The sequence below is a fragment of the Thioclava pacifica DSM 10166 genome, assembly GCF_000714535.1.
GTDB classification, from domain to species: domain Bacteria; phylum Pseudomonadota; class Alphaproteobacteria; order Rhodobacterales; family Rhodobacteraceae; genus Thioclava; species Thioclava pacifica.
Genome location: NZ_AUND01000023.1, coordinates 23,941 through 37,360, shown reverse-complemented (window position 1 = coordinate 37,360; position 13,420 = coordinate 23,941). Strand labels below are relative to the sequence as shown.

General features: G+C 63.7%; 13 protein-coding genes. 6 read left to right on the top strand and 7 right to left on the bottom strand.

Annotation, left to right across the window (positions count from 1 at the left end; all coding sequences use genetic code 11):
- Positions 1-70 precede the first annotated feature (70 nt).
- From glpK to TP2_RS09475, 4 genes are all read right to left on the bottom strand, one after another.
- Entirely contained in the window at positions 71-1,558 is a 1,488-nt protein-coding gene (gene glpK, locus TP2_RS09490; protein ID WP_038076607.1) for a glycerol kinase GlpK, read from the bottom strand.
- Between the two features lie 21 nt (positions 1,559-1,579).
- Positions 1,580-3,148 (bottom strand): glycerol-3-phosphate dehydrogenase, encoded by a 1,569-nt coding sequence (gene glpD / locus TP2_RS09485; protein WP_038076604.1) that lies wholly within the window; start codon positions 3,146-3,148, stop codon positions 1,580-1,582.
- A gap of 193 nt (positions 3,149-3,341) precedes the next feature.
- Complete coding sequence (locus tag TP2_RS09480; protein ID WP_038076601.1) at positions 3,342-3,779, bottom strand: Dps family protein; 438 nt, start codon at positions 3,777-3,779, stop codon at positions 3,342-3,344.
- Positions 3,780-3,837: 58 nt separating this feature from the next.
- Positions 3,838-4,482: a peroxiredoxin gene (locus TP2_RS09475; RefSeq protein WP_038077595.1), complete on the bottom strand. Its 645-nt coding sequence runs from the start codon at positions 4,480-4,482 to the stop codon at positions 3,838-3,840.
- A gap of 118 nt (positions 4,483-4,600) precedes the next feature.
- On the opposite strand from TP2_RS09475, the gene TP2_RS09470 reads away from it, so the two are divergent.
- Complete coding sequence (locus TP2_RS09470) at positions 4,601-5,497, top strand: hydrogen peroxide-inducible genes activator (RefSeq protein ID WP_038076597.1); 897 nt, start codon at positions 4,601-4,603, stop codon at positions 5,495-5,497.
- On the opposite strand, the gene TP2_RS09465 is transcribed toward TP2_RS09470, so the two are convergent.
- Positions 5,498-6,346, bottom strand: coding sequence for an SMP-30/gluconolactonase/LRE family protein (locus TP2_RS09465; protein WP_038076595.1), 849 nt, complete (start codon positions 6,344-6,346; stop codon positions 5,498-5,500).
- 134 nt (positions 6,347-6,480) lie between these two features.
- On the opposite strand from TP2_RS09465, the gene TP2_RS09460 reads away from it, so the two are divergent.
- Complete coding sequence (locus tag TP2_RS09460) at positions 6,481-7,431, top strand: aldose epimerase family protein (protein ID WP_051692431.1); 951 nt, start codon at positions 6,481-6,483, stop codon at positions 7,429-7,431.
- Between the two features lie 36 nt (positions 7,432-7,467).
- On the opposite strand, the gene TP2_RS09455 is transcribed toward TP2_RS09460, so the two are convergent.
- Positions 7,468-8,685: a CaiB/BaiF CoA transferase family protein gene (locus TP2_RS09455; RefSeq protein ID WP_038076593.1), complete on the bottom strand. Its 1,218-nt coding sequence runs from the start codon at positions 8,683-8,685 to the stop codon at positions 7,468-7,470.
- Positions 8,685-9,647 (bottom strand): hydroxymethylglutaryl-CoA lyase, encoded by a 963-nt coding sequence (locus TP2_RS09450; protein ID WP_038076591.1) that lies wholly within the window; start codon positions 9,645-9,647, stop codon positions 8,685-8,687. The genes TP2_RS09455 and TP2_RS09450 overlap by 1 nt, the downstream gene beginning before the upstream one ends.
- A 75-nt stretch (positions 9,648-9,722) precedes the next feature.
- Between TP2_RS09450 and TP2_RS09445 the strand changes: the two genes are divergently transcribed.
- From TP2_RS09445 to TP2_RS09430, 4 genes are all read left to right on the top strand, one after another.
- Positions 9,723-10,424, top strand: coding sequence for a GntR family transcriptional regulator (locus TP2_RS09445; RefSeq protein ID WP_051692429.1), 702 nt, complete (start codon positions 9,723-9,725; stop codon positions 10,422-10,424).
- A 78-nt stretch (positions 10,425-10,502) separates the two neighbouring features.
- Positions 10,503-11,471 carry a Bug family tripartite tricarboxylate transporter substrate binding protein gene (locus TP2_RS09440; protein WP_038076590.1) on the top strand — a complete coding sequence of 323 codons (969 nt, stop codon included), beginning with the start codon at positions 10,503-10,505 and terminating at the stop codon, positions 11,469-11,471.
- Positions 11,471-11,899, top strand: a complete 429-nt coding sequence (locus tag TP2_RS09435; protein WP_240473741.1) for a tripartite tricarboxylate transporter TctB family protein — start codon at positions 11,471-11,473, stop codon at positions 11,897-11,899. The genes TP2_RS09440 and TP2_RS09435 overlap by 1 nt, the downstream gene beginning before the upstream one ends.
- A 6-nt stretch (positions 11,900-11,905) precedes the next feature.
- Positions 11,906-13,411, top strand: coding sequence for a tripartite tricarboxylate transporter permease (locus tag TP2_RS09430; protein WP_038076585.1), 1,506 nt, complete (start codon positions 11,906-11,908; stop codon positions 13,409-13,411).
- The last annotated feature ends 9 nt before the right edge of the window (positions 13,412-13,420 follow it).

The following is a 13,420-nucleotide window of genomic DNA, read 5'->3' as shown; positions in this document are numbered from 1 at the left end:
TCTGTCGGACCTCGACAGGAAAGAGCAAAACGAGAGGAAGGGAAAGAGGGTCTGACCTATTCCATCCCGCTCAAACCGCTGCGATCGTCGCCTGAACCGCTTTTTTCCACGCGGCATAGCGCGCTTCGCGGCGCTCCTCAGTCATTTGCGCTATGAAATTGCGGTCGAGCGCCCAGGATTTCGCGAATTCCTCCGGTTCGGGGTAAAGCCCCGCCTTGTAGCCCGCGAGCCATGCCGCGCCGAGAGCCGTCGTCTCCAGCACTTTCGGACGATCCACCGGCGCGCCAAGGATGTCCGAGAGGAACTGCATCGCCCAGTCCGACGCGGTCATGCCGCCATCGACGCGGAGCGTGGGGCGCGCATCGTCGGACCAGTCGGCTTGCATCGCCTCCAGCAGGTCGCGGGTCTGGAAACCGACCGATTCCAGCGCGGCACGGGCAAACTCGGCGGGGCCGGAATTGCGGGTCAGGCCAAAGACCGCGCCACGGCAATCAGGGTTCCAATAGGGCGCGCCAAGACCGGTGAAGGCTGGAACGATGATCACTTCCTGCTCGGGGTCGGCGGCGTCGGCGAGGCTTTGCGTCTGATCGGCGGCCTCGATGATCTTCAGCCCGTCGCGCAGCCATTGCACCACCGCGCCCGCGATGAAGATCGAGCCTTCAAGCGCATAGGTCACCTTGCCGTCGAGCTGATAGGCGATGGTGGTCAGCAGGCGATTTTCGGAACGCACCATCTGATCGCCTGTGTTCAGCAGCGCGAAGCAGCCCGTGCCATAGGTGGATTTGAGCATACCGGGCTTGAAGCAAGCCTGCCCCACCGTCGCGGCCTGCTGATCGCCCGCGACACCGAGGATCGGGATTTCCGTGCCGAAGTGATCGGGTTGCGTCACGCCGAACTCGGCGGCGCAATCCTTGACCTCGGGCAGCATCCCCATCGGCACGCCCAGCTTCTCCGCAATCGTCGTGGACCAGCGCCCCTTGGCGATGTCGTAAAGCATCGTGCGCGCGGCGTTGGTCGCGTCGGTCACATGGGCCTTGCCACCGGTCAGCTTCCAGATGAGCCAGCTGTCGATGGTGCCGAAGGCGAGCTTGCCCGCCTCGGCCTTCTCGCGCGCGCCTTCGACGTTCTCCAGAAGCCAGCGGAGTTTGGTCGCGGAGAAATACGGATCGACCAGAAGGCCGGTGCGGGCGGTCACCGTTTCCTCGAACCCATCCTCGCGCAGCTGGCGGCAATACTCGGCGGTGCGGCGGTCCTGCCAGACGATCGCTTTATGGATCGGCTCGCCCGTTTCGCGGTCCCAGACGAGGGTGGTCTCGCGCTGGTTGGTGATGCCGATGCCGGCGATATCGGACGCCGCGATCCCGGCCTTCTCGATCGCCTTGCGGGAGGTCGCCAGCACGCTTTCCCAGATCTCGGTCGCGTCATGTTCGACCCAGCCGGAATGCGGGAAGTGCTGGGTGAACTCCTGCTGCGCGCTGGCCATGGGGCGCAGATCGCCATCGAAGATGATCGCGCGCGAGGACGTGGTGCCCTGGTCGATTGCCAGAATATAGGTCATGTGCTCCTCCCGTTTGGCGCGTCAGCCTGCGTGCTCCTCCAGCCACGCGGCGACAGAGTTGACCTGATCGGCATCGAGCCGCAAGCCCAGCTTGGTGCGTCGCCAGATCACGTCCTCGACCTTGCGCGCCCATTCCTTGTCCACGAGCCAGCGCAGCTCGGCCTCGGTCAGGGTCGCGCCGAAATCGCGGCCCAGATCGTCGGGGGTCTTGGCCGTACCGAAGATATCCCAGGCCTCGGTGCCGTAATGGCGGATCATCCGCTCGGCCCATTTGAAGTTCACGAAAGGATAGTCCTGCGAGAGCTTTGCGATCTTCGCGCCGACCTCTTCGGGGGTGAAATCCCCACCCGGAAGATGCGCGCCCTTGGTCCACGGCCCGCCCATGCCGGGCAGATGCGGACGGAGCTTGGCCAGCGCATCCTCGGCCAGACGGCGATAGGTCGTGATCTTGCCGCCGAAGACATGCAGCGCGGCGGGCTGACCCGCGGGCGCATCGAGCGAAAGCACATATTCACGGGTCGCCGCCGTGGCCGAACTGGCCCCGTCCTCATAGAGCGGGCGCACGCCGGAATAGGTCCAGACCACATCGTCGGGCGTGACCTCTTGCTTGAAATATTGCGAGGCGAAATCGCACAGGTAATCGCGCTCGTCCTCGGTACATTCTGCCGTCAGAGGCGAGCCCTCATGCGCGGCCTCGGTGGTACCGATCAGGGTGAAATCCTGCTCGTAGGGGATCGCGAAGATGATCCGCCCATCCGAGCCTTGGAAGAAATAGCACTTGTCGTGATCGTAGAGCTTGCGGGTCACGATGTGGCTGCCGCGCACGAGGCGGACATGCTCGCGGCTGGCGCTGCCCATCGTGCCTTTCAGGATCTGCTCGACCCAGGGGCCGCCCGCGTTGACTACCGCGCGGGCAAGATGTTCCTCGCGCCCGTTCGGACCTTCGGTGGTGATCACCCAATGGCCGCCGTCGCGATGTGCCTCGATCACCTTCGTTTGCACGCGGATGTCAGCCCCGCGCGCCTCGGCGTCGCGGGCATTGAGCACGACCAACCGCGCATCCTGCACCCAGCCATCCGAATATTCGAACGCATGAACGAACTTGTCCCTGAGCGGCGCGCCCTCGGGGCTACCCCGCAGGTCGAGCCGTTTCGTGCCCGGCAGCAGTCTCTGCCCGCCCAGATGATCATAGAGGAACAGCCCCGAGCGAATCATCCAGGACGGGCGCTTGCCCTTCATCCAGGGCATCACGGCGGACAGCATCTTCGAGACCGGTGTATCGCTCTCGAAGCGCATATCGGCGCTGTAAGGCAACACGAAACGCATCGGCCAGGAGATATGCGGCATCGCGCGGATCAGCACTTCGCGTTCGCTGAGCGCCTCGCGCACCAGCTTGATCTCGAGATATTCGAGATAGCGCAGCCCGCCATGGAACAGCTTGGTAGAGGCCGAAGAAGTCGCCTGCGCCAGATCACCCATCTCGGCCAACCGCACCCGCAACCCGCGCCCGGCTGCGTCGCGTGCGATGCCGCAGCCGTTCACCCCCCCGCCGATCACGAAGAGGTCCACCGCGTCCGTTCTTGCCGTCATTTTTTCGTCTCCTGCATCCCCAAGCGCGGGCATGCGACTCGTTCGCCAATGTTCGCTTTTATAAATATAGAAAATTTTCGCGCATTTTCGAGCGAATTTCGCGCAACAGTTCGATGACAGCCCAACGACAGAAAACGGCCACCGAAGTTTCGGCAGCCGTTCGTCTCGATGCTGATGTCGGGGAGGTCGCGCGTCAGGCGCGCGAGGCCTTCATCATCCAGATTTCCTTTTCGTGCCATTCCAGCCGGTCGGTGAGCATGCCCGCCGAGACCTCGTCGCCCACCTCCTGCGCGGTGGCGATCGCTTCGCGCAACTGCTCAGCCAACTCGCCATGCGCCGCGATCAGCGCCTCAACCATCGCTTCGGCCGATTGCGCACCCGCGGGCGTGTCGCCAGCCAGCGCCATCAACTGCGAGAGCGTCCCCGGCGCGTAAGCCCCGAGGCAGCGGATCCGTTCTGCGATCTCGTCGAGCGCTTCCCAGAGGTTCTGGTATTGCTCTTCGAAGAGTGCGTGGAGCTGACGAAACTGCGGCCCCTCGACATTCCAGTGATAGCCGTGGGTCTGGACATAAAGGCCGAAGGTCTGGCCCAGAATAGTGGTCAGGCTGTCGATATTGGCTTGCTGGCTCATGGCGTGCTCCTCCTTGGGCGGAAATGAACCCCGGCGGCGTGCCGCCGGGGTATCGGGATCAGATCTGACGGGTCGAGAAATACCAGTCGACCGTGTTGAAGCCTTCACCGGCACGGGCCTGCGCGGCTTCCGGCGTGGCGGGCGTCGGGACGATAACTTCGTCGCCTGGCTTCCAGTTCTCGGGCATCGCACATTTGTGCTCTTCCGCGGTCTGGAGCGCGACCAGGAGACGGTAGATCTCGTCGATCGAACGGCCCGCAACCATCGGGTAGTAGATCATGGCGCGCAGCACACCGTTGGGATCGATGATGAAAGTCGCGCGCACCGCCGAGGTATCGGACGCCCCAGGCTGGATCATGCCGTAGGCCTGCGCAACGGTCATCGAGAGGTCCGCGATGATCGGGAATTTGATCTCGGTGCCGAACTTCTCCTTGATGTTGAGCATCCAGGCGATGTGCGAGTAGTGGCTGTCGATCGAGAGGCCCAGCAGCTCGGTGTTACGCGCCTCGAACTCATCCTGCTTCTTCGCGAAGGCGATGAATTCGGTGGTGCAGACCGGCGTGAAATCGGCCGGGTGGGAGAACAGGATCAGCCACTTGCCCTTGTAATCTTCGAGGGTCTTCTGGCCGTGGGTGGTGGGTGCGTTGAAGGCCGGGGCGGGGGCGTTCAGCTGCGGCATCTGCGGTTGGGTCACTTCGGTCATTTTCATCTCCATCTGTCTTGCGCGTTTCGTGTTCGCTGTTTCGATGAGAGAGATTTAGGGGATGGCCTCTGATAGTTGAAATTGATTATAATGATCTCTGTTATAGAGGTTTTCGATAATGACTCCGCTCCTCACCCTGCGCCAGCTGCGCTTTCTCACCGCGATCGCGGACGAGCTGAATTTTTCTCGCGCGGCGGAAAGTTGCTTCGTCACCCAGCCCACCTTGTCGGCGGGGCTGAAGGAACTCGAGGACAGGCTTGGCGTGCAACTGGCCGAGCGCACCAAGCGATCGGTCATCCTCACGCCGATCGGGGCGGAAATCGCCGAGCGGGCGCGCGCGGTGCTGCTTGCGGCGCGTGAGATCGAAGACCTCGCGGCGGTCCAGCGCGCGCCTGAAGGCGGCGATCTGCGGCTCGGCGCAATCCCGACGATCGGGCCCTACCTGATCCCCCGCGCCTTGCCCGAGATCCGCCAGAGATTCCCCGAGCTGCGGCTCCTCCTGCGCGAGGAGATGACCGAGAACCTGCTCGACGGGCTTCAAACCGGGCGTCTCGATCTGATCCTCTTCGCCAAACCCTTCGACATCCCCGGCATCGAGGTGCTGGAGCTATTCGACGACGGCTATCACCTCGCCGCCCCACCCGGCAGCTTTGGGCCGTCCCCGGTGAGCGGCGATCAGCTCGACGGGGCACGACTTATGCTGCTGGAGAAGGGGCACTGCCTGCAACGCCATGCGCTTTCGGCCTTTCCTGATCGCGATATCGAGCAGGATGACAGCTTCTCGGCAACTTCGCTGCCCACCCTGATCTCGATGGTGAGTGAGGGGCTGGGGATCACGCTGCTGCCCAATCTCGCGCTTGATGCGGGCGTCATCGGCGGTCAGGAGATCGCCATCGCTCCCCTGCCCGATGCCTGTCCGCGCCGCGTCGTGCTCGGTTGGCGCGGAACCTCGGCCAAGGCGCCGCTCTTTCGCAAACTGGGCGAGTTGCTGAGCAGGACCCGCGCCGAGATGTGATCAGAGAATAACCTTCGGTTCGGGACGGCCCGCGACCGGAGATCGGGCCGCATAGACGACCCCCTGTGCCTCGTCCGGCGCAGCGATATGTTCGCGCGCCGTGGTGACGAAGAGCGTGCGATAATCCGTCCCGCCGAAGGCTGGACAGGAGCTGTGCAGACCGCCCACCGAAATCGCGCAATCGAAGCGCCCATCGGGGAGGTAACGCGCCACACGGCCAGCACCCCATTGCGCCGACCAAAGGGCGCCGTCGGCATCGGTCACCGCGCCATCGGGGTTCAGCCCCTCGGTCCGCAGATCGACAAAAACTTCGGGCTTCGCATCTGGCCAGCCCTGGGCATCGAGACTTACCGTCATGATCTGTTGCATTGGCGTATCCGCGAAATAGGCGCGCCGCCCGTCAGGCGCGAAACAGATCGCGTTGGGGATAGTAAGGCCGGAGAACACAAGCTCGACCGCGCCGCGATAATAGCGATAGATCCGCCCCTCCCCCGGCTCCGCCCCCTTGCCCATCACAGAGGCCCAGAACCCTCCCATCGGATCGGCGCGCCCGTCATTGCCGCGCCGACCGTGATCGGCCGCCTCAAGCGCCGCGACAGGTTCCTGGGCGCCGGTCGCGATTTCGAAACGCCGCAACCCGGTTTCAGTCAGAAGAAGAAGCGTCTCCGAATCGATCCAGCCTGCCGCCGACGCGATTTGCCCGATTTCCCACTCTTGCGCGCCTGATCCGTCGCGGCTCAACAGGCGCCCGGCGAGAACGTCAAACCAGAAAAGCGCATCTCTGACGGGGTGCCAGAGCGGTCCTTCTCCAAGAAAACACAAACGCTTATCGTAAATTTGCGACGCCATGCCCCACTCAACTTCCCTCGGGTCAGCCCATGGCAAAACGCCTCATGCGGCCCGAAAACGCTGCGCTTGTACCAGCGGTCATGGCATTCTGCCCTGACGCAAGTCACGATCCTGTGCATCTTGGGGGAATGGGGATGAAAGTCGACGACATGCCGGCGCTGTGCATCGGCCTGCCTTCCGGTGTGCGTGCCGAGATCCTTCCCTTCGGCGCAACGCTGCACAGCTTGCAGGTGCCGGACCGCTCGGGTGTGCTGGGCAATGTGCTTGTCGGTCTGCCCGATCCAAATGCCTACAAGCGACAGCGCAGCTTTCGCGGCGCGACGATCGGGCGGTTTGCGAACCGGATCGCCGGTGCCGGATTCACGCTCAATGGGGAGCGGCATACGCTGAGCGCGAATGAGCCCCCCAATTGCCTACATGGCGGCACGGACGGGTTCGATCGGCGCAAGTGGGAAGTCGTCGCGCATTGGATGAGCGCGCTGACCCTGCGGCTCGAGAGCCCCGACGGGGATCAGGGATTTCCCGGCGCGCTCAGCGTGGAGGCCGATTTTGTTCTGACCCCACCCGCAACGCTGAGCATCACCTACCGCGCAACAGTGTCCCGCGCCTGCCCCGTTTCGCTCACCTCGCACGGGTTCTTCAACCTCTCCGACGGCGGCCCGATTGACGACTACATGCTGCAAATTTCTGCGCAGCATTTCTTGCCGGTCGATACCGCATTACTCCCCGCAGGCGCCCCGCAATCCGTCTCGGGGACAGAGTTCGACTTCCGCGAGGCGAAGGTTTTGCTGCGCAGAAAAAGTTCTGGTTACGATCATTGCTTCTGCCTCGAGCCCACCGAAGAGTTGCGCGAAATTGCCACGCTTTACGATCCGAAATCGGGCCGCGAGCTGCGGCTCTCGAGCGATCAAACAGGCTTGCAACTCTACACCGATAAACGCGCTGACGCCGCACCTGCGGTTTGCCTGGAACCGCAAGCCTGGCCCGACGCGCCGAACCGGCCGGATTTCCCAGACGCGGTTCTGCGGCCCGGTGAGACCTATCTCAACCGCATCGAATTTGCTTTCTCGACACGAGACAATTGATATCCTAATTTTCGGAAATTTCGCGAAACAGAAAAATTATTGCTGCGCAGAATTTCTGTTTTGCGCCCCCAGAACACCCGCCGCTGACAGTGCCTCGATCTCTGCCTCGGACAGTCCCGCGTCGCGCAGCACGTCCTGCGTATGTGCCCCAAGTTCCGGCGCGGGCAATCGCACTTCGCAGGCGGTCTGGTCGAGCTTGACCGGGAAACCCAGCATCCGCACCGTGCCATGGCCGGGATGCTCGACATCAATCGCCATTTCCTGTGCCCTGATCTGTGGATCGTCAAACACCTCGCGCAGATCCTGCACCCGGCCACAGGGCACGCCCGCCGCATTGAGCCGCACGATCCAGCCATCCTGCGTGTCAGCGGAGAGCTTCTCGTTCAGCAACGCGCGCAGTTCGTCACGGCGCTCGAAGCGTTTGGGATTCGTGTCGTAGCGCGGATCGCTGAGGAGCGTCCCAAGGCCCAGCGCGTCGAGCAGCCGCTGCAGGATCGTATCGTTCGAAGGCGCAATCGCGATCTTGCCATCGGCGGCATCAAAGAGACTGTAAGGCGCGACCAGCGGGTGATCGTTGCCCATCCTCTCGGGCAGCTTTCCGGCGGCGAAATATTCCGAGGCGATATAGGCCATGGTAGAGAGCGCCCCGTTCACCATCGAGGTCTCAACCGCCTGCCCGGTGCCATTGATATCGCGTCCGCGCAGCGCCGAGACGATCCCGAAGGCGGTATACAGCCCGGCGAGCAAATCGGTGATCGGCTGCGCCATGCGCATCGGCTCTCCGCCAGGCGGGCCGTTGGTGCTCATCAGCCCGCTCATCGCTTGCGCAATGAAGTCGAAGGCGGGACGATCCACATAAGGTCCCGTGCTGCCGAACCCGTTGATCGAACCCACCACGAGCCGTGGATTGATCTCTGCCAGCGTGTCCTTGTCGAAACCCATCTTCGCCAGCACGCCGGGGCGAAAGTTTTCCACCAGTACATCCGCGCCTTCGATCAACCGACGCAACACGGCACGGCCTTCCGGGTGATAAAGATCGAGCGTCACGGATTTCTTGTTGCGGTTGAAGCTCGCGAAATACCAAGACAGCCCGTCGCGGATCGTGCCCTGCTGGCGTACCGGATCACCATCGGGGGTTTCGACCTTGATCACCTCGGCCCCCATATCGCCCAGCATCATCGAGCAGAACGGGCCAGAGAGGACGCGCGTCAGATCGATCACGCGGATACCGTCAAGCGGGGGGCGCAACGTCATCAGGCAGCACTCCCGCTCGAAGACCGAACGGCATCGCGCGGCTTGAGCGCAAGGCGCGGCCCCGCATGCATCACCTGCCCCGGCAGAGGATACCCGAGAAGGTCCTCCATCCGGCGCGCAACCTCGGCGACCTTCTCGCCGTCGACACCGCTTTGCACCCCGCATTCGTCGAGCAGATAGATCAGATCTTCAGTGCAGATATTGCCCGTCGCTCCCGGTGCGAAGGGGCAACCGCCCAACCCACCGACGCTCGATTCGTAGCGCGTGGTCCCTTCGAGCAACCCGGCGTAGACACAGGCGAGACCCACGCCGCGCGTATTGTGGAAATGCAACGTCACGTCGCTGCCCGGCACCTCAGCCGCCAGCGTTCGGCAGCGCGATTGCACCAGCGGCGGCGTCGCCATGCCGGTCGTGTCACCCAGCGTGATGCGCCGGATCCCCATATCCGCATAGGCCTTCGCCAGATCAGCGACCGCGCTGTCGGGAACGTTGCCCTCGAAGGGACACCCGAAGGCGGTGGCGATCGCGCCCTTCACCTCGATCCCGGCGGCCTCTGCGATCCGCACGATCTCGCGGAAGCCCTCCAGCGAGCGTTCGCGTGAGCAATTCACATTCGCCTGGTTGTGGCTCTCAGAGGCAGACATGAACACGACCATCGCGTCGACCCCGGCCTCGACAGCGCGTTCCGCGCCCTTGGCATTGGGCACGAGCGCGGTCAGCTCGGCCCCGAAGGAACGGTCGATTCCCGCGAGCACCTCGGCGGCGTCGCGCATCTGCGGCACCGCGCGCGGCGCGACGAAGGAGGTCACCTCGAACTGCCGCAGCCCCGCGGCAAGAAGTCCATTGACCATCTCGATCTTCGCCTCGGTCGGCACCCATTGCGCGATGCTTTGCAGCCCGTCACGGGGACCGACTTCGGTGATCGTCACAGCCTCGGGAAACCCCTTGATCAATGCTGACATGCGCGGCCCCTTTCGAAAGCGATTGATATGGTCGACCATCTTGGTATACCTAATCGGGATTGCAGGGGTCAATGCATGGCAGCGCTACAGAAAATCGCGAAGGAATCCGGGGGGAACCGCACCGATGAGGTGCTCGGGAGGATTCGCGCGGACATCCTGTCGTTGACGCTGGCTCCTGGCGAGCCGGTCACCGAGCGCTTTCTCGAATCGCATTACGACGTGTCGCGCACGCCGATCCGGCAGGCGCTTGCGACGCTGGCCAATGAAGGGCTCGTAGAGCGTGACAGCCGCAGCTGGATCGTCGCGCCCTTCAACATGCCGCTGCTGCGCGAAGTCTTCGAATTCCGCGAGGAGATCGAGGCGGTGGTGGTGCGGCTGGTCTGCGAGCGCGCGAGCGCCGAAGAACTGAACGCATTGCAAGCGACCGTCGATCGCGGACTGGAGCCGATGACGCCCGAGAGCTGGCTCGGCGCGGGGCTCGATATCCATGTCGAGCTGGCGGCGCTGACCCGCAACCGTTTCCTCACCGAAGCGGTGCGTGATTGTGTGGCCCGCGCAGCCCGGGCGCGCTGGCTTCTGGCGAGCAATGCCGAGGATCGCAAGGTTGCCCATCACGAACACAGCGAGATCATCGCATTGATCCGCAAGGGCGACGCAGCAAAGGCCGAGGCCGCGCTGCGGGCTCACACACGCGCCGTACGCGACCAGATCATCCGCGCGATTGAGGACGCGCGTCGAATCCTCGGGGCGAGGAGTTTTGTCGACACGCCCCCATGAGGTCAGCCGCCCCCCTTCGCGGCGGGCGGACAAGATGCCGGATCAACCGGCAAACCGAGACAAGCAAGGGAGGAGACTATGCTTGATTTCACGAAGATCCTCGGTGCGGGGCTGTTGGCCTGTGCGCTGGGTGCCACCAGCGCAAGCGCGGCCGAATGCATCGCGCCGGCGGATCCGGGCGGCGGATGGGACTTCACCTGCCGCACCGTGGGCCAGCTGCTCTACGATCAGAAGATCGTCGACGCCCCCGTTCAAGTGACCAATATGCCCGGCGGCGTGGGCGCCGTGGCCTTCGCCAATGTCGCGGCGAAGCGCGCGGATGATCCCGAACTGCTGGTTGCGACCTCGACCGTCGGCGTGACCCAGATCGCGCAGGGCAAATATCCGGCCGGCATCGATACGATGCGGTGGCTGGGCATGCTCGGCTCGGATGTGGGCGTGATCGTGGTCGATTCGAAATCCGACATGAAGACGCTCGACGACCTGCTCGCCAAGCTCAAGGCCGACCCTGGCTCTGTGCCGGTCGCGGGCTCGTCGGGTGTGGGCGGCTGGGATCACATCCGCATGCTGATGGTGGCCGATAAGGCCGGCATGAGCGCCGATGACTACAAGTCGATCCGCTGGGTTCAGTTCGACGGCGGCAGCCCGGCCGTGACGCAGATGATGGGCGGCCAGGTCGGCGCCGTCTCGACCGACCTCGGCGAGATCGCGGGCTTTGTCGAATCCGGCGATATCCGCATCCTCGCGGCGCTCTCGGATGACCGCATCCCGGCCTTCCCCGACGCACCCACCGCCAAGGAGCAAGGCATCGACGTGACCGGCTACAACTGGCGTGGGTTCTATACCGGCGGCAAGGTCTCGGACGATGTCTATAACGGCTGGGTCGAGAAACTGCACACGCTCTACGACACGGATGCGTGGAAGAAAGAAGCGACCGCGAAAGGCCTCGTTCCGATCTGGCGCGGCGGCCCCGAGTTCGAGACCTATGTGAGCGAACAGGTCGATGCGATGGCGCGGATTTCGAAAGAGATCGGCGTGATCCAATGATGAACCGGCTTCTCGGCATGGCGTTTCTCGCCATGTCGATCCTCTACGGTCTAGCCGCGCGGGATTACAAGGCGAGCTTCGGCGACCCCTTGGGCCCCGCGGCCTTTCCGATGATCATCGCCATCCCGGCGGCGCTTCTGAGCCTCGCGATGGTCCTGCGTCCCGATCCCGACCCGCAATGGGAGCGTGGCGCGCCGATGCTCAAGCAGGGCGCGGCGCTTGCGATCCTGCTGGGATATGTCGCGCTGCTCGAACCGCTGGGCTTTCCGCTCTCGACGATGCTCGGCACAGCGCTGCTGGCGCGGCTCGTGGGGACGCGCTGGAGTTATGCCGCAATCGCCGGAATCTCGATCAGCCTGCTTCTCTTTTTCCTTTTCGACAGGGTGTTGGGCCTTCCGCTGCCCGCCTTCCCCGATTTCATGAGCTGAACCGTCATGGACATTCTTGCCGCCCTCGCTGCGGGCTTCGCCGTCGCGCTCACGCCGCTCAACCTCACGCTGGCGGCGATCGGCAGCTTTCTCGGCACGCTGATCGGTGCGCTGCCCGGACTCGGCCCGGTCAATGGCGTGGCGATCCTGATCCCGCTCGCTTTTGCGCTGAAACTCGAGCCCAGCTCGGCGCTGATCATGCTGACCTGCATCTATTACGGCGCGATGTATGGCGGGCGGATCTCGTCGATCATGCTCAACATTCCCGGCGACGAACCGGCGATCATGACCACGCTCGACGGCTATCCGATGGCGCGCGCGGGCAAGGCGGCGCAGGCGCTCGGGATCTCGGCAATGGCCTCCTTCATCGGCGCGACGCTCGCGACAGTTGGGTTGACGCTGTTTGCACCGCTGCTGGCGAAGGCCGCCATCCATTTCGGGCCGAGCGATTATTTCGCCCTCTACGTGATGGCCTTCGCGACCGTGGGTGGCGTGGTCGGCGTAAATCCGGTGAAGACGCTCTTCGCGGCCTTTCTCGGGCTGATGCTCGCGACCGTCGGGCTTGATCCTGGAACGGGCACGGCACGCTATACCTTCGGCTCGTTCCACCTCTATGACGGGTTCGATCCGATCGTCGCCATTGTCGGTCTTTTCGCGATTTCCGAAGTGCTGGTCTATTTCGAGACGCTGCACAAATCCTCGGACGGGATGGTGAAGATGGGCCGCGCGATCCCGCGTCTGCGCGAGGTTCTGCAAGGCTTGACCGCCGCCTTCCGGGGCTCGGCGATCGGCTTTGTCTGCGGCATCCTTCCGGGGGCGGGTGCTTCGCTGGGTGCCTTCGTTTCCTACACAGCGGAAAAGCAACTCTCGAACAAAGATGGCACCTTCGGCAAAGGCGATCCGCGCGGGATCGCCGCCCCCGAAGCGGGCAATAACGCGGCTGCGGGCGGCGCCTTGATCCCGATGCTCACGCTTGGCGTGCCGGGATCGGGTACGACCGCCGTGATGCTGGCGCTGCTGATCTCGCTCAACATCCAGCCGGGGCCGCTTCTGTTCACCCGCGAGCCCGACCTCGTCTGGGGTCTGATCGCGGCGCTGTATCTGGCCAACCTCGTATTGCTGATCCTGAATATCCCGATGGTCGGCCTTTTCACGCGGCTGCTGAGTCTGCCGCAATGGCTGCTGATGCCCTTCGTGGTGATGGTCAGCTTCATCGGCATTTATTCGATCAGCCATTCGGTCTTCGACATGTTCGTGATGGTCGGGTTTGGCGTGCTTGGCTACGTGCTGCGCAAGTTCGATTTTCCTATCGTGCCGGTGGTGCTGGGCCTGCTGCTGGGCGCGGATATGGAGAACAACCTGCGCCGGGCGCTCTCGATCTCCGGTGGGGATTTCTCGATCCTCGTCAACAGCCCGATCGCGCTGGGGATCTATGCGCTCACACTGGCCATGCTGGCGCTTGCGTTCTACATGGCCCGCAAGGCCAAGCACGGCCCTGACGTGTCCGACTGATCCATCCCG